18 protein-coding genes are annotated in these 18,835 nt (G+C 39.1%); 9 read left to right on the top strand and 9 right to left on the bottom strand.

Annotated elements, in window-relative coordinates; translation table 11 throughout:
- Position 1: 1 nt before the first annotated feature.
- The 4 genes from ACT3ID_RS13435 to ACT3ID_RS13420 form a co-directional block, all read right to left on the bottom strand.
- Entirely contained in the window at positions 2 to 1,810 is a 1,809-nt protein-coding gene (locus ACT3ID_RS13435; RefSeq protein ID WP_491542567.1) for a DUF4365 domain-containing protein, read from the bottom strand.
- A gap of 148 nt (positions 1,811 to 1,958) precedes the next feature.
- The gene (locus ACT3ID_RS13430) at positions 1,959 to 2,546 is read right to left on the bottom strand and encodes an ion channel (protein WP_491542566.1); all 588 of its coding nucleotides are present in this window, start codon (positions 2,544 to 2,546) and stop codon (positions 1,959 to 1,961) included.
- Positions 2,547 to 2,665: 119 nt separating this feature from the next.
- A complete protein-coding gene (locus ACT3ID_RS13425; RefSeq protein WP_491542565.1) occupies positions 2,666 to 3,232 on the bottom strand; it encodes a hypothetical protein in 567 nt (188 codons plus the stop codon).
- A 143-nt stretch (positions 3,233 to 3,375) separates the two neighbouring features.
- A complete protein-coding gene (locus ACT3ID_RS13420; protein ID WP_491542564.1) occupies positions 3,376 to 4,455 on the bottom strand; it encodes a DUF3800 domain-containing protein in 1,080 nt (359 codons plus the stop codon).
- Between the two features lie 158 nt (positions 4,456 to 4,613).
- On the opposite strand from ACT3ID_RS13420, the gene ACT3ID_RS13415 reads away from it, so the two are divergent.
- Positions 4,614 to 4,961, top strand: a complete 348-nt coding sequence (locus tag ACT3ID_RS13415; protein WP_491542563.1) for a hypothetical protein — start codon at positions 4,614 to 4,616, stop codon at positions 4,959 to 4,961.
- A 121-nt stretch (positions 4,962 to 5,082) separates the two neighbouring features.
- Here the strand turns inward: ACT3ID_RS13415 and ACT3ID_RS13410 are convergent, their stop codons facing one another.
- The 3 genes from ACT3ID_RS13410 to ACT3ID_RS13400 form a co-directional block, all read right to left on the bottom strand.
- Positions 5,083 to 6,186, bottom strand: coding sequence for a DUF3800 domain-containing protein (locus ACT3ID_RS13410; protein WP_491542562.1), 1,104 nt, complete (start codon positions 6,184 to 6,186; stop codon positions 5,083 to 5,085).
- A 169-nt stretch (positions 6,187 to 6,355) separates the two neighbouring features.
- Positions 6,356 to 6,847, bottom strand: a complete 492-nt coding sequence (locus ACT3ID_RS13405; RefSeq protein WP_491542561.1) for a hypothetical protein — start codon at positions 6,845 to 6,847, stop codon at positions 6,356 to 6,358.
- A gap of 9 nt (positions 6,848 to 6,856) precedes the next feature.
- Complete coding sequence (locus ACT3ID_RS13400; protein WP_491542560.1) at positions 6,857 to 7,138, bottom strand: ECs_2282 family putative zinc-binding protein; 282 nt, start codon at positions 7,136 to 7,138, stop codon at positions 6,857 to 6,859.
- A gap of 507 nt (positions 7,139 to 7,645) precedes the next feature.
- Between ACT3ID_RS13400 and ACT3ID_RS13395 the strand changes: the two genes are divergently transcribed.
- From ACT3ID_RS13395 to ACT3ID_RS13385, 3 genes are read left to right on the top strand one after another with little or no spacing between them, the layout of a single operon-like run.
- Complete coding sequence (locus ACT3ID_RS13395; protein WP_491542559.1) at positions 7,646 to 8,464, top strand: hypothetical protein; 819 nt, start codon at positions 7,646 to 7,648, stop codon at positions 8,462 to 8,464.
- Positions 8,465 to 8,484: 20 nt separating this feature from the next.
- A complete protein-coding gene (locus ACT3ID_RS13390; RefSeq protein WP_491542558.1) occupies positions 8,485 to 8,889 on the top strand; it encodes a hypothetical protein in 405 nt (134 codons plus the stop codon).
- Between the two features lie 9 nt (positions 8,890 to 8,898).
- Positions 8,899 to 9,126, top strand: a complete 228-nt coding sequence (locus ACT3ID_RS13385; protein WP_491542557.1) for a hypothetical protein — start codon at positions 8,899 to 8,901, stop codon at positions 9,124 to 9,126.
- A 111-nt stretch (positions 9,127 to 9,237) separates the two neighbouring features.
- On the opposite strand, the gene ACT3ID_RS13380 is transcribed toward ACT3ID_RS13385, so the two are convergent.
- Positions 9,238 to 9,414: a hypothetical protein gene (locus tag ACT3ID_RS13380; RefSeq protein WP_491542556.1), complete on the bottom strand. Its 177-nt coding sequence runs from the start codon at positions 9,412 to 9,414 to the stop codon at positions 9,238 to 9,240.
- A gap of 347 nt (positions 9,415 to 9,761) precedes the next feature.
- Here ACT3ID_RS13380 and ACT3ID_RS13375 point away from each other — a divergent pair, with 347 nt between their 5' ends.
- From ACT3ID_RS13375 to ACT3ID_RS13355, 5 genes are all read left to right on the top strand, one after another.
- Positions 9,762 to 10,892 carry a sensor histidine kinase gene (locus ACT3ID_RS13375; protein WP_491542555.1) on the top strand — a complete coding sequence of 377 codons (1,131 nt, stop codon included), beginning with the start codon at positions 9,762 to 9,764 and terminating at the stop codon, positions 10,890 to 10,892.
- 213 nt (positions 10,893 to 11,105) lie between these two features.
- On the top strand, positions 11,106 to 11,345 hold the full coding sequence (locus ACT3ID_RS13370; protein WP_491542554.1) for a response regulator: 240 nt from the start codon (positions 11,106 to 11,108) through the stop codon (positions 11,343 to 11,345).
- A 241-nt stretch (positions 11,346 to 11,586) separates the two neighbouring features.
- A complete protein-coding gene (locus tag ACT3ID_RS13365; RefSeq protein ID WP_491542553.1) occupies positions 11,587 to 13,296 on the top strand; it encodes an adenylate/guanylate cyclase domain-containing protein in 1,710 nt (569 codons plus the stop codon).
- Between the two features lie 244 nt (positions 13,297 to 13,540).
- Positions 13,541 to 14,452, top strand: a complete 912-nt coding sequence (gene ligD / locus ACT3ID_RS13360) for a non-homologous end-joining DNA ligase (RefSeq protein WP_491542552.1) — start codon at positions 13,541 to 13,543, stop codon at positions 14,450 to 14,452.
- Positions 14,453 to 15,028: 576 nt separating this feature from the next.
- Positions 15,029 to 15,676 (top strand): LexA family protein, encoded by a 648-nt coding sequence (locus ACT3ID_RS13355; RefSeq protein ID WP_491542551.1) that lies wholly within the window; start codon positions 15,029 to 15,031, stop codon positions 15,674 to 15,676.
- Between the two features lie 410 nt (positions 15,677 to 16,086).
- Here the strand turns inward: ACT3ID_RS13355 and ACT3ID_RS13350 are convergent, their stop codons facing one another.
- Positions 16,087 to 18,693: a S9 family peptidase gene (locus tag ACT3ID_RS13350; protein WP_491542550.1), complete on the bottom strand. Its 2,607-nt coding sequence runs from the start codon at positions 18,691 to 18,693 to the stop codon at positions 16,087 to 16,089.
- Positions 18,694 to 18,835: the final 142 nt, after the last annotated feature.

Here is an 18,835-nt window from a genome sequence, read left to right as displayed (position 1 = left end):
TTTACATTTCTCCCATTCTATTAATTACATCAATATATTTTTGGTTTATCTCTTCTTGCCACTCGCTAGACCATTTCCAATCATCAGGACGAGGGCATTTTGCTTCACAACCTTTACAATGTTTCTCTTTAAAACCTCCTAAAGGACCATCATAAATCTCATCTAGAGACCACCCTCCGTGAAGATATTCAAACTTGGTGCAATACAAATATTTAGTTCCAGCAGTAGGCAATCCTACCATTTTAGCTGGAATTCCAAGTATCCCTGAATGTAATACGACTAAGTTTTCACAATCTTTGATTACTCTTTCAGGATTATAGTCCTCTAAACCTTGAGCTATTATTCGTCCAATTTCATCATCAGGATTATCAACATCTATACCCATACTTTGGGCTCTTCGCCGGTACCATTGAATTTCTTCTTCAGGAGTGAGGTCTTTAGATTCTCCAGAGTCGTTTTGTAGAATTTGGGTAAATACATTTTCTACGTTTTGTTTGATATCATTTCTCGAGATTTGATCTAATAATCTTTTCCCCTTAGATATTAATTCCTCTTTTCTGGCTTCATTGCCATGAACAAAACTTGCATATAAAATGGCATAATCAGGTAAGTAGTCATTCAGTTCATTCTTAATTATAATTTCAGAGCCGAGATCAGCAAAATTTTCTAAAATTTTATAAAGCTTGCCACTTTTCTCTCTTAGCCCTTCTTGATGTAACCGACTTGCAAATAAACTAAGTTTAGGTATCAGACGGGGTACCATCTCGACATAAATATTTATGTATCCATATCTCAAGCATCGAGATAAGTAATAAATCGCTTTATTTACATTCTTTGTTGCTTGATAACTTACCTGACTCCTTGTGTAATCAACTACCCAAGAAGAAATGGGATCATTTTTAGTTGTTGCTTTACTAATGTAGAGCTGATAATCATGGTCTACTAATGTTTTTAATTTAAGCTGTCTATTTAGACCAATAGCGTAATACTTTAAATGATCCGGAACTTTATTTGTACGAACTATTTTTAAAATAGTGGAAAAAAGGCCAAAAAGTCTTCTATTTAGATTTAAATAATCATTTTGAAACTCATCAAGATATATTTTCTCAATATAGCTCGCAGAGCTTAAACGGGTTTCAATCTTTTCAGTTTCACTTGAGAATACTTTATTAGCTTCATCATATAACTCTTGATATTTCCCTTCTCTAAATAACTGCTCGAACTTTTTCGTATAAAGAAAATAGCTCAGCAGTTTTTGTTTATTTAAGCTTTTTTCTATTTCAGAATCTTCTAATTCATCAATTATAGAACTAGCTTTCTCGGATATATTATTGAGCTCATTTAGTCTTAGCCACTCAAAATTTGATTCAACTGAGTTAATTAGTTCTTCAGGTTTGTGATATAAATCTCTTTCTGAATCGAATTTAACTGAAAGGCTTTCTTGGTTTGAATTACTAGCTTTCCTGTACTTTTTTCTTAAGGCTTTATCGTCCTGAAGGGTACGGATAAATATTAGTTTTTCACTAATATCAACGAGTGTAAGTACTACCGGTATTTTTACTTTATTTAAATAATAGTTCAGTTTCTTTAAACTTAAAGAGACTGAGATATTATCTTTTTCAATCTTTTCTTGCCCCTTTATTTGAGCTTTGAAAATAAATCCATTCCCATGTCCATTTTCATTTGTAAGCTCAATTTCAGCGTCAATCCCATAATCTTCTTGATCCTCCTGATCTCTATAAATCCAGTCAGCTGGGATTTCATTCACGAAAATTCTACCAGCTTTTCTAGCTATTTCTTTTGGTTTCATATTTAAGATAATTTGTACATAATGACATTTCGCCTAAGTTGCACGCGCCAACGCGTTGAAATTGCTTAAAATGAAATTTTAACTATAAAAAGTGAGGCTGGCAAGAATAGACGAGACCTGTCCGCTTGAATGCACGGGGTATACTGATCTAATACATATTTTCCTCTTCTTCACTGAACGGTCTAACCTCATCTAAGTTGGCAATTAGAAATACAATTATCGAAAATGAAGTAAGGACTTGAATCGCTGCAATCGATTTTGACCAATAACCAGATGGCTCAACTCCAGCATATCCCAGCGTGGTCATAGTCATAATTGAGAAATATGTAAAATCAAAAATTTTTGATAGTAAGGTCGTACCACTATACCCAGAAAATGAACCTTGTACAAAATGGTCAATCAAAAGATAGTCAACAGCGAAAGATATTGAGATGCTAGTTAGTGTAAGAGCTATTGCAAATACAGTTTTTCCAAAATTACGGTTTTTAACATAATGCAAACCTATTCTTTCTTTTAAATACAACACGTAGTAAAATGATTTGTAGAGTGAGAAAAGAAAAATCAACAATGGGATTGTAAAATTTATTATCCCCTTTTTGGACTCAGCACCTTCTACATATGAAACCATCCAGATAACAAAACCTAATGCAACTATAGCTTCAATATGCTCAGTAAGATATTTGTAAATTTTTTTCATGTGTAAAATAGCAGTATGCAGTATAATGACATTGCGCATAACCGTCGCACGGATTAGTAGTTTATCTTGCAACTAGCGAAAGTAGAGTCTCAAAACCAAGGTGGCAGAGAATTAGCGAGGTGTCTGCGTTAATGCGTGGGTTAGCATGCTGATTAATTTTAAAATGACTGAATTGCTCCTTCCATTAATATTTCAATGAATTTGTTATATGCGATTGACGTAGTCTTTTTGTAAACCTTTATAACTTTATTTTTTGTAGTGTTTCCTATCTGGCTATCGATACCTTCAATGTAATTTTCAATTGAGCTGTAAAGTTCATCGAAGGCAAATGCCAAGTCCTCTCTTTCAAGTTCAACAATAGTAATATCTACGATACTTTCATCTTTTAGTTTGAAAAACAAAACGCATGGAAGATGGACATCCTCCTTAACATTCAAGGCATTCAAAAAATGATTATTAAACTTATCGATCATTTCTTGATTATCATTGTGGAGATAAAAGACAGACAGATCTTTGCCAGACAAACGGTCAAGTCTTGCAAAACCACCTTGAGATTTCAGAACATGTCTGACCCCCTTATCTCTGAAATTATAAAAGATAAAGGCGAATGCTTGGGCCCGATCTTCCTTAATATGGGTTTTACATATTGATAAAAATTCCTCTCTAAAACTCTGGAAAGAATGTCCTATTCCCTGACCATCACCTTGTTGATAAATTGGGATCATAAAACGGAACTAAATTTTAAGCATGTTAACGACATAGCGCATAACCGGCGTACATACTGTTTTAAATTTAATTTTTAGTTTACTATTTGCTGATAAGAAAGTAAAACAAGGAAGGGCGAGGTGCATCCGAGTTAATGCGCGGGCTAGGTATTTTTTTCTCTATTTTCCTTTATGATTTGACCTATATAATCAAAACCAGAAGTTTCTTCCGATGTTCCTTGATCTGTTCCTAATTCTTGTGGGGTTACTGCTTGGGATGGCCAAACACTATTTATGATAAGGTCTTCGTTTAAATTACTATTAATTCTTTTCCAAAGTTTATCTTGTTTTGAATTATCTATTTTTCCTTTCAGCCAATGATTAAATGTACCAGATAATAAATCAGAAAATTGAAGTGATTTAGCAGATTTTGAATCCTTTAAATTAAAATTATCAACTTTAAGTGGATATGTTGATTTTCTCCTATCATAGCCAACTACTTTTTCTTCGACCTCTTCACTCATTAAGGATTCAATAATTTCTTTATACTGCTTTAATGGCTTTGAACTGTCATGAATAATATCAAATCTATTTTTCAATTCTTTACCCCAAAAATCGCAATGTACAATAAAAGAGGGTATCGCCGGATCTAAAGCTACAATATCGACCTGCTCTAATATATCATCAATTATTTCCTCTGATTTTAATATAGTTCCTATGATTCCTTTTAATTGTTGGTTGACACTATTAAAAAGAAGTTCACATTGGTTATAAAATTTTGAAACACTAGATTGATCTTTTTCACGAATAAGGATTACGAAATTTTCTAAAAGGGTATTGAAGGAAGTTGATCCTATAAAGGGTGGAAATGTAAAGAATATAACATTAGACATAGCTAAATTTGCTCCCTTTTCATAAAGATCAATACCTTGTCGATAAGCAACATTTTCTATTAGTAAATCAACTATTTTTGTTACTACCATGTATTTTTTGTGGTAGATACTAACCTTGAAATGCTTTTCATTTACTAATGGATGAGATAGAAAATCAATAACTTGATTTCGGCCTGAGTTGGATCTTTTTAGGGTTGTAAATTTAATTTCATCAGCATGGGTATTAAAAACCTTATCAAGTTTATTTATTTCGTCTGCTTCTAAATGACAAGAAACTAATACAAATACGGGCTGGGCTTTATTCAATAAGTCTTGTCCAGTATTACCAGATTCATCAAATGCAACTTCCATGAACTATTAAGGCTTGATTGATTGAAAAAGTACCTGACGACATTGCACATAAGCTGCGTGCAGGTCAAAGTTGATTAAAAAACAAAATGTACTACAGAAATTGAGTAACCCAAAACTGACAAGACAGGACGAGACACGTCTACTTAAAGGCGGGGTAAGTGTTTTTATTTGTACAAGAACAAATAATTTTAACTAATCATCTTTCAACAAAAGAAACAAATATGAGTATCCCACCCAATTACGACATTTTTATAAATAGTGATAGTAATATTGTTATTTCTCATCCAGAATCTGATGATGCTACCTACAAATACCTTGAAGAGAATTTAAAATCCGATGAAGTAATTGCTGTGTTACAATCAACTACAGGAGGAGTAAACTACATATCAAAAAAACAGAATCAATGGTTAGTTAAGAATTACTCTGGAATTAAGGATGTAATAATTCAATTCTCCGATAACCATGATATAAGGATTTCAAAGTCTGTGGAAAAATTGATTAACTAAATTCCAAAAACACCTAACGAAATTGCGCACACATTAATATTGAATTAGCAACTAACGAAAGTAGAGACTTAAAACCAAGAGGGGCAAAAAATTGGCGAGACACGTCCGCGTTAAAGGTGAGTCAGGCATTTACTTTTCTCAATATTGATCGCATCTCATCGCTTAGCGTGTCTGCTAAATTAGGTAAATCGGGATGAGCTGATGTTGTAGTAATAGCTTTCTTCATTCTTTTTAGAATGGGCAGTGCTTGATTGATAGAAAAATCGAGATAATCAGTAATATCTGCTAATCTTGTTGGTAATTTTAACCCTTTTCGAGTCCCAATAATTATGAGGCCATCATCTCTTAAAGATGCGGTAACTTTATTACGAAATTCCTCTTTCGACAAATAAATATTGAAGTTTGTTAGCCAATTTAGAATTTCATCAGTGTAAACAAATTCATCGGGTGTAATTATTGCTGTGTTATATAAATATTCAAGTGATCGTATTTTTGCTTTTTCTTGATGTGTTTCTCTGTCGAGATATCTGCGTGTATCTTTAACAAAATAATCTAGATACTCGTCGCTATCTTCTAAAATTTCAGTATTGACGTACTTCCCTTGATCTGGAATTACAATCTTCACATTCCAAATTGGTTCAAGAATTGATAATAACTGGGCTTTTTCTTGTTCTGAAAAATCACTGCGTAGAATCTTACGAAGAGTACCACTGAAAAAATCTGCAATTTGGATTAACTCTTCATTCTTTGCGCTACCAATATAAACAGCTGGATCAAATAATTCTCCTTGTAAAGCTTCATCTAGATATTTTTCGAGTGATTCTCTGTATTCTTTAGTACCATATCGATCTAAAGTAACACTGACATTTCTGAATAATCTATAAATCTCATGATTTAAGAGGCTTTGAATATATTTGTAGAAAGTGGTTTTAAACTTAAACCATTCGCCTTCTAACTCTCTTTTCTTAACCCATACTGAAAGACATTTAATATTTAGATCTGCAAGATCAGTAATTATCCCTAACCTTCTACTAAAACTGCCGATCTTGGAAGACTTCAACTCTTCACCAACACCGTATCCATTTTTTAACTCGGCAAGTTTATGACGTGTTTCTTCAAGCTCTTCTTTTTCTATAAGAACTGCACCTAAAAAGAAAATTCGAGATGCAGATTCATTGAAGATGGGATCTCCTGATTCATCTACATATGCAAAATATTCTTTCATTTATTTATCTCTTGAATTGTCGGTAAATGCCTAACGACATGACGCTCAATCGGCAGGCGCCGGAATCTCGAATTAATTGTAAAATGAAAGATTAACTAATAAATGAACAGGAGGCAAGGTCATAGCGAGATCTGTCCGAGTTCATGCGCGGGTTAGGTGGCTGGTATTTCTAAAGAGTAGGATAGAGAATTTTTTCATCGGCCTCTTCATTTTCATTTTCCCATTTTAATTTAACCTTTAGCTTACTTTTTGATTGCATGTCAAATGCTGCAACTAAATCAACGGATTGTCCTCGTTCCATTATTTCTAAAGGGAATTTTTCTTTTAGGCCATGTTCAAGTATCAAATCATTTCCGTCTGGAAATGTAATATCGACGTTATACGCAGTACCCTCTCCTTTATTAAACACTTTAAGTCGATGCTTATGTTTACCGATAGTAATGAAATTTGCACCTAAATCAGCTCTTTTAGCTTGAGTAGCTTCTCTTTTTTCTTTTTCGAGCATTAGTTTGTTTAATTTTTTCTGAACCTCGATTAGTTCATTTTCATTCTTTTTGAACTTTAAAGATTTAATAGTTGCAAAACCCGAAAGCAGTAAGGCAAATAAAGCTATAATTTCACTTAGATATTTCAGCACAAATTCTATCAAATGATTCTCCAACAATTTTATTTAAAGGTTTTTAAATGCTTTCCTAAGCTTTTTAGCAGCATCTTCTAATATTTCTTTACCTATTTCAGAAAAATGTTCTTCGAATAACTCACGATTTTCTTTCATTAAATCGTCTTTGGTAAATATTTGATTACAGGAAATACATTTGAATTCCATTGTTTCAATTTCGCCTTCCATATCATATAGGAATTGTGATTCACCACAAGTAGGACACATTAATGTAATTTCTCTATCATAATTTTTTGATGTCATAATAGCCTCTTTAGAGTTTAGTTTAGCCACCTAACCTATAATTAACGCAACAGGCATTACTGTATAAATTATTATGTTGCTTTATCTAGTATGGTAGATAAACAGCAAATAAACAAATAGGTGGTTTATAGGGCATATTATATCAACGGCAATTGATATAATACTACCCCCTAATATGAGTCGCTAATTCTATGTCATTTTTTCTCATCCTATCCCATCCTGTCCCAATCTAAAACAGCTTATTGCAGGCTATCCCAGCCTGTTTCGGGGTATTTCCCCTGATTTGAAATAGTGTTACGTTGACATCGGTGATTGTCGAAACTGATACAATCACGACATACTAACCAAGCCTATGGTCCGATGCCTCAGCACTTGTCAAATACTGTAGAAAGCCAACGCGATTATGCCACCACGCTCCAGGAACTGCGTGATGGTATGCCTATTTTTGGGCGCATTACTGGCCGGACCGACGATTTCATCGACGTCGAAAAAGATATTCCGTTCAACATTCGTTCTCCTTTCAAGGTGGCCAAGGCCATGTGTCGCCTGGAGCCCGGCATCTATACGCTGCATACCGGTGACGACCATGAGATAGAAATTAATTTCCGGATTGACGACCCAAACAAGCAGGCTGAAGTAGACGCTGACTTCTCTGGGCAATCACCGTCCTCCAGGGAGACCAAGGACGAAAGTTATTACAGCAATCGTATTCTTCGGCTGGAAGGAGAGCTCCACGATGCAGACCGAAAGATCCGCCAGCAGGTCGATGAGATTATGAATCTGAAGCGGGAACTTGCCGAGGACAAAACCACGACTCTGCTCACCCACCAGAAAGAGCTGGCCGACCTCAAGGAATCACACCGCAACGAGATTGACCGTCTCAAAGAAATTCAACGAAGCAACCTCAAAGCTCTCGAAAAAGAGCTCGGAGAACTGGAAAAGGTAAAGTTCCGCATGGAGATGGAACAGCGGGCTGGCGGCCGCGATGCCGGAAGCCGCATGCTGGATATGTTGGAGGAAAATGCTCCATTGTTTTTTAGCGTCATTTCAGGGCTCTTTGCCCAACGGGCCGGAAGCCAAAGCCAATTAACTCCCGAGCAAACCGAGGCTTTTAAAGCCGCAGTAGCCCAAAAGATTCAATCGCAGAAAAATTCTGACTTACCCCAACAAGATGCCCTCCTGAACAACGAAGCCGAACAACCCAAAGGTGCCGGGGAGGAGACTCCTCGGCACCTTCCCGCCGACGGGGGCAGTCACTTGGAGCCGGAAGCTGGTGAAGTTGAGAAACCTACTCTTAACGGCAGTTTTAGTCCACCAGCCGTCAATGGACACCACGAGCCAAGCACAACCCTTTAGTTATCAAAACCATATTTGCCATGAATCCTGATCATATCCCCTTGCTCAAAATGGCCCTCGAATATCTTAGCGACCACCCGCAGCCCTACGGGCGCTATGCCAAACGCATTAAATCACAACTGGCACTGATGCAGTCTTACGGGCGCCCGATTACGATACAGGATTGGACACGCATGGCCAAACTACTTTCCCAGGAAGCGATAAGCAGGGATATCGGAGCCGAACGCATTGCAAAAACGATATATCCCCTTGTGGATGGATTAGGGCAACACGCAACTACGCTCTGCTATATCCCTGCCCACCTCGCTTGCAGGCAACTTCTGCGCTTTACCGGCGTGGCAGTGAGCAACCAAATAAAGACGCTCCTCACGGAAGTCATTATCGAGCTGCAAAAGCTGGTCACCTCCAACGGACCTAAATCTTAGTCTACAGCTATGCCCACCATTACCCAAAAACCCGTCACGAGCCTTCGAGATAACATCTACAAGGAATTGGATTCCCCCGGAATAACGACCATCACGCGCTCCCGGCAATTTGCAGGTGTGCTTATCAGCCTCGGCGATCTTGACCCGAAACTGGCGAAGCGCCTGCGTGATGTTACAACCCGCAATCCCGAACACGGCCTGCAACTTTTGCTTGACTATATCACCTACCGCTCTTGAGCAGCCATTATCCTCATATCACCTCTTCCCGAAAAGCAGTCACTACCGACGGTTTAGTGATGAGCAATAAGGCGGCAGCACTTACCTCACAAGGTGATGCTGCCGCCCCTATTATTTCCCGCAATCATGTAGATATTTCCCAATTTTCCAGCGTTCGATCACGCTTTTTGTGGAAAGATCCTCTTCATATCGCTGATTTTTTTTATCCTTCTTTTTATTCTCTTCTTTTAGCTTTTTGTTTTCTTCTTTCAACTTCTTCAACTCTTTACCTTTTGTATTGTCTCCCATATGAAAATATTCTTTAAAGCCTTAGAAGAGATTATTTATTATATCTACAATATATTAATCAACTAACCTTAATTACTCCACAAACTTTACCGTTTTTTGCATCGGCCACCTATTTAACAGCGAAGCCTTTCCCTGCCCCTCTTAAAGGCCGACGATCCAAAAGGGAAAAACATGGTTTTTTTCCAACATTTGCCTCCCCGACTTTATCAATGATATTACGCAGCTCTTCCCGCATCATATGAGGATCATCTACTAGTAAAGTGCTGACTTTAAATAGCCTAAAAACCATCTTTTCATTTAACATTAAAAATTTTTAATATGAAATATAATTAGGCTTTAGGAGTGACATGAAATCAACAGATGGAAGTTTTAAAAATAATATTGACCAGGCTATCTATGCATTGGAATCGGGGGAACAGCTCTCAGACGAACGAAGATGTGCTTTAGCCGACAAGCTAAAACAGTCGAAAGAAGAATATACCAAAGTAAAAACATGGATTGAATCAGTAGAATGCCTTGCGGGTATTGGGATTTGGGAATTTGATTTACAAAATGATGAGCTGTTCTGGTCGGATGAGACTTATCGATTATTGGGACTTGATCCAGCGGAATATGAAGCTTCCTATGAAGCATATTTAAAACGGATACATCCCGAAGATCGGCAGAGAGTTGAACAGGCCTATATCAACTCGATAGAAAATCAAACATCGTTTGAAGCTACTTATCAAGTTCAACCTCCCAATGAGGAAATTAAATTTATCGAAGCACATGCTATTCATTGTTATAATGATGAAGGGGAAGCCGTAACATCGATTGGCACGAGCCAGGACGTTACCGATCGGGAACGAGATAAACAGCGAATTGAAAACTCGTTAGAAGAAAATCGTACGTTGTTGGGTGAGATCCACCACCGGGTAAAAAATAATTTAGCAGTGGTTGCGGGATTGTTACAGCTGCAATGGTTACAAGAAGATGATCCCGAGTTAGTAAATACCCTTCAAAAAAGTGCCAATCGAATGAAAGCAGTAGCAGGTATTCACGAACAGCTGTATCAATCTGGTGACTTTGCTGATATTGCCTTGGGTGAAAATATACAAAGATTAGCCAATGACATCATTACCACCATGGATCCGGATACAGAAATTGACCTGGTGAGCAGTTGTGATACGGTTTACGTAAGTATGAGGCAAACATTGCCATGCACGTTGATTGCCAATGAAGTGGTTACCAATATTATCAAGCATGCTTTTGAGGGGAGAACAACAGGCAAGATTGAAATCACCCTAACAAAATCGAATGACCTGATTACCTTGAATATCAGAGATAACGGAATTGGGTTCCCTGAAGATGATAATAGCGGAGAAGAATCTTTAGGCATGAATCTTATCGAAACACTCAGCAGGCAACTGGACGCTGAATACGAGTATAGCTCATCGGGGACAGGCACGACTTTTATTATGCAATTTCAGAAAGAGTAGAAATAAATTAGTAAAATTATAAAACTATAAGCGCCTTTTTGATATTCGCTCATAAGCCTTTCCCATTTGGCAAAGAAAAAGGAAACTGTATTTTTAGGATGTAGTCTATAACCAACAAGGATGACTGTTAGTAGTTAGCTGAAGGCGAAATAGGGTGAAAGGAAATAACTTTTTCTGAGCGCCTAAGACTAATTCACTTATAGGGGGGATGAGATGAAACAGGAAATTGAGATACTGATTGTTGATGATCAGAAGATAGTCCGAGAGACTACTAAAAAATTGCTTGAACAAGAGGATGGATTCGTGGTAATAGCTGAAGCAACAAATGGAGTGGAAGCTGTTAAATTTTCAAAAAAATATTCACCAGATATTATTTTGATGGATATTAACCTGCCCAACATGGATGCTATTAGTGCTACAAAAGAAATTACTGCAAATAGCAACAGGCGGTGATTATCGGATTTTCCCTTTATAACCATGAATATATTATTAAGGATATGTTAGAGGCTGGTGCGGTGGCTTATCATTCAAAGACTGAAGATCTTTGTACCCTTTGCACTACCATTAGAAATGAATTTACCAAAATGAACCCAGACTAAAGGGTAAAATCGCCTGCAAGAAAATAACCCTTGGTAACGGTGTAATGAAATCTCTGCTATAGTTCTTTACTTAATCGAAAAAAGTAAATATCACGATGAATCTTGAAGAACGACGCTTAAAAATACTCCATCAATATGACATTCTTGACACCCCACCGGAAGAAGCTTTTGACAAACTGGCCCAATTAGCTTCTCACATTTGTAATACTTCAGCCGCCCAAGTTAATTTCATCGGCAAAGAACGGCAATGGACTAAAGCCAATATTGGCTGGGGAAGTTCTGAGATGCCAAAAGAATTAAGCTTTTGTTCTCATACTATTAGCTCGAATGAAAATTTGATGATCGTTCCAGATTCTCATCAGGATGAACGTTTTAAAAATAATCCTATAGTAAAAGGGGAGCCGCCGTTGCGATTTTATGCAGGGGTAACCATAAAAAGTGTAAATGATTATCCGCTGGGAACCCTCTGCGTATTTGATTCAGAACCGAACACTCTTTCCGATGATGAGATAGAAGCGCTTAGTATTCTTGCCGAGGAGGTGGAAGCACATTTAAAACTCCGCCTTGGTCAAAACCGGTTAAAAGAAATTTTAAAACAGGAAAACAAACTCAATAAAAAAATTATCAGCAGTCTCCCGTTGAACTTTTTTATGTACAATCCGAGTGGAGAAATAGTCCGCTGGAATGATCATATTACCCAAACAACCGGCTACTCCGAAGATGAAATAAACCAGATGAAACCGGAAGAATACTTTGACAGCGATAACCAAGAAAAAGTAGGGAACAAGATCAATGAAGCACTAGAAAAAGGGAGAGAACTCACTTTCGAAGCTGATCTTTTAAAAAAAGACGGGACAACCGCACCGTTTGTTTTTGGAATGTCTCGTTTTGAAATGAATGGAGAGCAGTATCTTATTGGCACGGGACAGGATATAACCAAGCAAAAACAGACTCAAGATAAACTTGAAGAATTGTTGGATTTATTCGGTAGATTTGTGCCCCGCGAGTTTATCCAGCATGTGAGTGATAAAGGATTAACCAGCATACAGCTTGGTGATCAGACAGAAGAAAACATCACTATCTTATTTGCAGATATACGTGGCTTCTCTTCAATTTCTGAATCACTCTCTGCGGAAGAAAGTTTCAAACTCTTAAATGCATTTTTAAAACGCATCAGTCCTTGTATCAGATCGAATAACGGGATCATTGATAAATATCTAGGAGATGGTGTAATGGCATTATTCCCAAATAAACCGATTAATGCTATCCGTTCGTCAATCGAAATGCAAAAAGTTATCAGCCAATATAATGAAGAACGTGTAAAGCACGATCGCAAACCTATCCGTTTTAGGACTGGTCTGCATTATGGAAGCGTCCAATTGGGAGTTATTGGGGATGAAGACAGGTATCAGGTTACTGCAATTTCGGATGATGTCAATCAAACTTTTCGAATAGAGGAACTGGCCGAGAAATATGAAGCCCCGTTATTAATTAGTGAAAAGCTATACAATAGAATAAATGAGAAGAACTTATACCACTTTAGACGCCTTGGTAAATTAAAAGTTAAAGGTAAAGAAAATCCCATAACCGTTTATGAAATTATAGATGGCGACTTAAGCGCACAAGGTAAATTAAAACAAGAACTTAAAGAGTGTTTTAATGAAGGAATAAAAAAATTTCATGAGGGGCATTTTGCCGATGCTACACAAAAATTCAGCCAAGTTTTAGAAGAAAATCCTAACGATGTTGCCGCTAAAATTTACCTCAATAAGGCTACACGAGAAATCAATAATAAGTTTAAATGAGCTTTGGTACAAGTTGTATCATAAGTATCAATAACTATAACAGTATTTGTAAATTTTAATTTGATAAAAATTTGATATACCAAAAGAAAAAATAGATACATCACAGCGTCCAACCTAGGGCGTCTCTCTTGCTGAATAATCAGGACTCCACAACTGATACTTATGGAGTCTTCTTTTTTCCTTTCGGAACAGCATCATGCATTTGGAAGTTTAGGATAAGTCAAATTTCATTCGACTGAAACTTATGGACTGGCTGCATGATCCGATAAAGCCGATGCTGGCCGAACTTGTGGATCGAATCCCGCGCGGTGATTACTTCTACGAAGTCAAGTGGGACGGGGTGCGGGCCATCCTGACCTACAATAAAGAAGAGATCTGCATTCGGACCCGTAACAAGAATGATGTAACTGCTCAATTTCCGGAGTTGCACAATCCTCCCATTAAAGCAAAAAATGCAGTTCTTGACGGAGAAATCATCTGCCCAGATGAAAATGGTCGGCCATCATTCAGCCGAATCATTAAGCGCGTGCGCACGTCGGATCCTATGAAAATTCAGCGACTGCAAAAATCTCATCCGGTTCAACTTTATCTATTTGATTGTTTATACCTGAATGATGAACCGCTAACAAATCATCCCCTGTGGAAACGCAAGGAGACATTGGCCACTGTCTTACAACCGGATAATCAGTACCGGATCAGTGAAAATTTCAAGGATGGAAAAAGGCTTTTTCAGGCGGTTAAAGAGCAGAACCTTGAAGGGATATTAGCCAAAGAACGATCAAGCAAATACCAGCCCGGTCGCAGATCCAATCACTGGCAAAAAGTGAAAGTACGGCACCAAGTTGTTTGTAAGATCATTGGCTATACGAAAGGATCCGGAGATCGATCACCCTATTTTGGAGCATTGGAAATCGCTGAAATCACAGAAGAAGGGCTGGAATACCGTGGCAAGGTGGGGACGGGATTCTCAGACAAACAGCTCAAGGAGAGCTACACGCTTCTTTCTGAAATCAAAAAAACAAAAAAACCGGACTTTGCCCCGCAATCAAAGGATACCACATGGATAGAACCAATATTGAAAGCGGAAATATCATATAATGAGATTAATTCGAATGGTACCTTTCGGGCACCAGTGTTTGAGCGTTTCAAAATCTGACCTTCTTTCTGAGGGCAAAAACTACTCACTGAAGTACAGCAATAAATCTTTGTCATTCTATGCTTACCATTTGAAAAAAAAATGAGTAGAACGACTGCTTCTAACTAATAAGTTATTTTTTCATTAGTTTAGTAACAGGAGAGAATTTTTCTAGAGAAAAAACGGGAATAAAACATATGGGAGAGATTCAAGATGACTGCTTATTATATTAAAAAGTACGGGAAACATGAACTTCATCGGGATAATTGTGTTTGGTTGCCTATCAGAAAAGGTGTGGTCAAGATGGGAAATTTTGACACCGACGAAGAAGCCTTTAAGAAAGCAAAGACACTCTATAACGAAGTAGATCTCTGCTTAACATGTTGTAAAATGGATCAGCAACAGCTTGTTAAGGAGTAACTATGATATTAGCAGTATTCAATTTACTACCGCATAAAAAAGGCCATCCCTAGTTAAAGGGATAGCCTTTTCCCGCCCCTCTCAACGGGCCGACGCTACAAAAGAAAACACTACGTGTTCATCAGTAAGACCTTCTTCATATTGCTTTTCATGTTTTTCTTTGTATAATCCCTTCCTATGAAATCACTGACCGACAAACAGTCCGAGCTTTGGGAATTCATCATTGACTATTTGGAAGACTACAGCCAATTCCCCTCCTATGCCGAGATGCAGGAGGAGTTCGGCTACAGTTCTACCAATAGCATCTTTCAACATCTCAACGCCCTGGAGAAGAAAAACTATCTGATCAAGAAAGGCCGGGGCAATTATGATATCCATCCCAGCAAGCGAAACCGGCTTCCTGGTTTTTACCCGGGCATTCCCATTAAGGGGCGCATTGCGGCCGGTGGCATGCATCAGGCGATAAGCGAAAACCTGGGGCACCTTCCCGTCGAAATTCATCCTTCCAAATCTGATCACTACTTTGCGTTGATCGTGGACGGGGAAAGCATGATCGATGCAGACATCCGCGATGGCGATTATATCATCATTGATCCCCGCCCGCCGAAAGACGGGGAAATCGGGGCAATCCTCTATAACGGAGAAACCACCTTAAAAACCATCCGTAAGAAAGCAGACGGCGTCCTGCTTCAGCCGGAAAATCCGGCCTACGAGCCGATCTCCATAACTCCTGATGAGTGGGAAGAGATTACCGTCTTCGGGACCTTCGTAGGCAAGGCATGGAAGAACAACGGCAATTGGGGACTAATCTTCCGATCCGGATAACCCGTTCCACTGGATATCCACGTCAACCTGCTTCTCGTCAAAGAGCATCTGATCGTCAAACTCATACAGCAGGATCCAGATGATCTTGTTGGCATCATAGACCAGGTGGAAATAGTGATCTTTGTTGGTGCAGATGACGAAGTGGACCTGTGGAAACAGTTGTTGGAAAAGCCAAAGTTCCTGGAATATCTTATTACCTAGATGTATTTGTATGCCTTATTTCAAGAGAAGGATATCCAGCTGTAATCTACAGATATTAAATACACTCAAAAAAGTGTTTTCTCTTATAAAGTAAAAAGGCGGCCCGAAAGCCGCCTTTTTATTGAGAATATCTGCTAATCATTTATTCCGGACAGATGCCCCAATCTGGATTAAATTCGCTTTATTAGACCACCTTATTACTAATATTATTAATTCCCACTGGTAACTGTTTGGTCCTTATCCACTTCTCCCAACTCAGTCTCCAAAACATGATCACCGCCGTTTTTCACGTAGTGATCCAACCAGTCTGACCAGCGAGACCAGAGATCGAGCATCGTTTCCTCGGCAGCAGGTCCGTGAGCTTCATGAGGATACATATACATCGCCGCCGGCTTGCCCATGCCATTGAGCGCATGGAACATCCTTCTGGAGTGGGTAGGCCAGGTTCCGACGTTTTGGTCCTCTTCGCCATGATACATCAAGAGGGCACCATCCAAACGATCAGCCCAGAAAATCGGTGACATTTCAAGGTAGCGACTTAGTCCCCGCCAGAGATCTTTTGGCTCACGCTGGAATCCCATGGGAGTAAGCGTACGGTTATAATTACCGTCTCCCGCAATGCCAGCTTTAAAGAAAGAAGTATGGATCATGGCATTGGCCGTCCCGAAAGCTCCGTAGCTGTGTCCGCCGATGGCCATTCGATCCCGATCTGCATACCCTTTCTTGACTACACTGTCGATAACCACAGTACTGTTTTGGACAATGCTCCAGACGAATCCATCATTGGAACCACCGCGTTCTGCAACGATAGGCCAGTCGGGATTAATGACTAAATATCCGCGTTTTGCCAAGATCTCTGGAGAGCGACGATAGATGCCGGGGAAATCATTCTTATTATAGTCACGCAGGCCTTTATTATAATCTTCCTGATCGTCATACTCTCGTGGATAGTGCCAGATTAATCCCGGTTTTGGTTCGCCATCCCAGTTAACCGGCAGCGTGACTTCAACCCAGAACTCAAAACCGTCTGCACGTTTTACCTTGAATCGGTCACGCTGAGCTGTGGTAATCTCTTCATGGTAATCAACGTTATCCGTTAATTTTGTACGATCGCCACTAGAGGTTTCATGTAACCAGAAGTCGGGGTACATTTCAGGTGTTTGACGTTCAAGTACCATTTGAGAGGCATCATCATCAAGCATAGCAGCTATTTCCTCGTACACATCTTCCGAACTTTGAAAGATTCGCTCCTTTTTGCCGGAACGAATTTTAACCCGGTCGAGAAAGGGTCGGGGTGCCTCTTCGTTATAATTTTCGTGGTACTGCGTACCGATGAGATAGATCTGTGTGCCATCACTGCTGGTACGGATTACAGGTTCACCCAGCTCTCCGGGTTTGTTAACAACATTTCCCGGATTCTCATAAAAATCATCCCGATCATATTTGTAGATAGTGAACGTAGTATCGGTCTGATCGGAGAAAACAGCATAAAGATGTTCTTTGCCATTTTGACTGCCTGATACAAAGAAGATATTCGCACCCTCACTGTAATTTACCGATCGAATTTCTTCTTCGGTTTCATAGTGAAATTGAATGTCACTGTCTTCAAATGGGGGTGTCCATTGGGCAATCTTGTATAAATCCCTTTGAGATTTTTCTTCGTTTTCTTCCGGTTCTTCCTCATCATTATCATCTCCTTTCCCCTCTTCATCCTCGTCTTCTCCGGGCGTTAGTACGAAACTCAATCCTTTACCGTCCGGCCGCCATTTAATATTGCTTCGATTATAATCTTCAATCTTGTCATGGTCGGGTATTCCTTCCCGGGCTTCACTGTTGCGCAGTTCGGTGAGTGCATTTCCGTCAATATCCCAAATCTCCTCGGCCCATCCGAAGCTATAATAGGGTACGATGTAAGAAAACGGGCGCTGTACAGTGCTCACGATTAAATGTTCCCCGCTCGGCGCTGGATTTATGGATCTGATCATAGCCGGATCCCCAATTTCTTGGATATCGTTGTTACGGGTATCGATACGAACCAGCTGACCTGTTATATAAAATTCAAGGAGATTTGCTTCATTACGATTTTTCAGTAAGGTCTGATAGGTGCGAAGTCGATTTTCATCAGGAGTTGTGTTCCGAACTTCAATAACATCCGGTATAGTAGGTTTGGCGGGTTCATCGCCGCGATTTTCGGGCAGCAGCACGGCAAATACATAGCGGCTGTCGCCCGACCATTCAATGGATGCTTGCAGCGTAGCAAGAACAACATGATCGCTAATCCGGCGCGATTCGCCGCTATTGACGTCGGCTACATAAATATGGGTGGCATCTTTGAAATGAGCATAATACGCTAGCTTTGATCCGTCCGGTGACCAAGTGATGCCGGAAATACGTGCATTATCCGGTGTATCAATTGAGTGTTTTTCACCGTTCAGGGCGTCAATGAGTTCAAGTCCCACAGTAGATTGTGTCGTCATGCGGCGTAGGCGATTGGCTTCTCGATCTACTTGTAAGCCGGCCAAATTGTAGTATGGCTTGGCATAGGATGCAAGAGACGCCATTCCAGATTCATCGATCGTATTGTAAAAATAGTTACCGCTGGGGGATAGATTGTTATCATCTAGCGATACATTTTTGTGGCGTGGCATTAGAACCTCTTCTGCAATATCCTCCGACGGAGTTTGATATCCCTCTCTAAGGACTGTTTCCTGTGAATCTTGGGCAGTTGCAGTAAGTGTTGTCCCAAATATACCAACCAAAATTATTGATAATATAACCTTCTTTAATATCTTCATTTCATCACCTTTCCCATTCATTTCTCATTTTAGTTTATCGACTAATTTCTAAGGAGCTATTATAATCAATTATTCCGTCATCCATGGTACTGATAAAGAGCGGATTGAATATCAGTTTGTAGGTGCCGCGGGGCTGTCCTCTGAATTGAGGGCGGAAGCCGTA

Source organism: Fodinibius sp. GM108, from assembly GCF_058386985.1.
The sequence above is the reverse complement of the archived record's forward strand: the minus strand, read 5'-3'. Positions and strand labels throughout refer to the sequence as shown.

Excerpts from the sequence above, each read along its gene's own strand:
- ACT3ID_RS13435 (WP_491542567.1), bottom strand. The coding sequence starts at position 1,810 with ATGAAACCAAAAGAAATAGCTAGAAAAGCTGGTAGAATTTTCGTGAAT.
- ACT3ID_RS13430 (WP_491542566.1), bottom strand. The coding sequence starts at position 2,546 with ATGCGCAATGTCATTATACTGCATACTGCTATTTTACACATGAAAAAA.
- ACT3ID_RS13425 (WP_491542565.1), bottom strand. The coding sequence starts at position 3,232 with ATGATCCCAATTTATCAACAAGGTGATGGTCAGGGAATAGGACATTCT.
- ACT3ID_RS13420 (WP_491542564.1), bottom strand. The coding sequence starts at position 4,455 with ATGGAAGTTGCATTTGATGAATCTGGTAATACTGGACAAGACTTATTG.
- ACT3ID_RS13410 (WP_491542562.1), bottom strand. The coding sequence starts at position 6,186 with ATGAAAGAATATTTTGCATATGTAGATGAATCAGGAGATCCCATCTTC.
- ACT3ID_RS13395 (WP_491542559.1), top strand. The coding sequence starts at position 7,646 with ATGTGTCGCCTGGAGCCCGGCATCTATACGCTGCATACCGGTGACGAC.
- ACT3ID_RS13390 (WP_491542558.1), top strand. The coding sequence starts at position 8,485 with ATGAATCCTGATCATATCCCCTTGCTCAAAATGGCCCTCGAATATCTT.
- ACT3ID_RS13385 (WP_491542557.1), top strand. The coding sequence starts at position 8,899 with ATGCCCACCATTACCCAAAAACCCGTCACGAGCCTTCGAGATAACATC.
- ACT3ID_RS13380 (WP_491542556.1), bottom strand. The coding sequence starts at position 9,414 with ATGGGAGACAATACAAAAGGTAAAGAGTTGAAGAAGTTGAAAGAAGAA.
- ACT3ID_RS13375 (WP_491542555.1), top strand. The coding sequence starts at position 9,762 with ATGAAATCAACAGATGGAAGTTTTAAAAATAATATTGACCAGGCTATC.
- ACT3ID_RS13370 (WP_491542554.1), top strand. The coding sequence starts at position 11,106 with ATGAAACAGGAAATTGAGATACTGATTGTTGATGATCAGAAGATAGTC.
- ACT3ID_RS13365 (WP_491542553.1), top strand. The coding sequence starts at position 11,587 with ATGAATCTTGAAGAACGACGCTTAAAAATACTCCATCAATATGACATT.
- ligD (WP_491542552.1), top strand. The coding sequence starts at position 13,541 with ATGGACTGGCTGCATGATCCGATAAAGCCGATGCTGGCCGAACTTGTG.
- ACT3ID_RS13355 (WP_491542551.1), top strand. The coding sequence starts at position 15,029 with ATGAAATCACTGACCGACAAACAGTCCGAGCTTTGGGAATTCATCATT.
- ACT3ID_RS13350 (WP_491542550.1), bottom strand. The coding sequence starts at position 18,693 with ATGAATGGGAAAGGTGATGAAATGAAGATATTAAAGAAGGTTATATTA.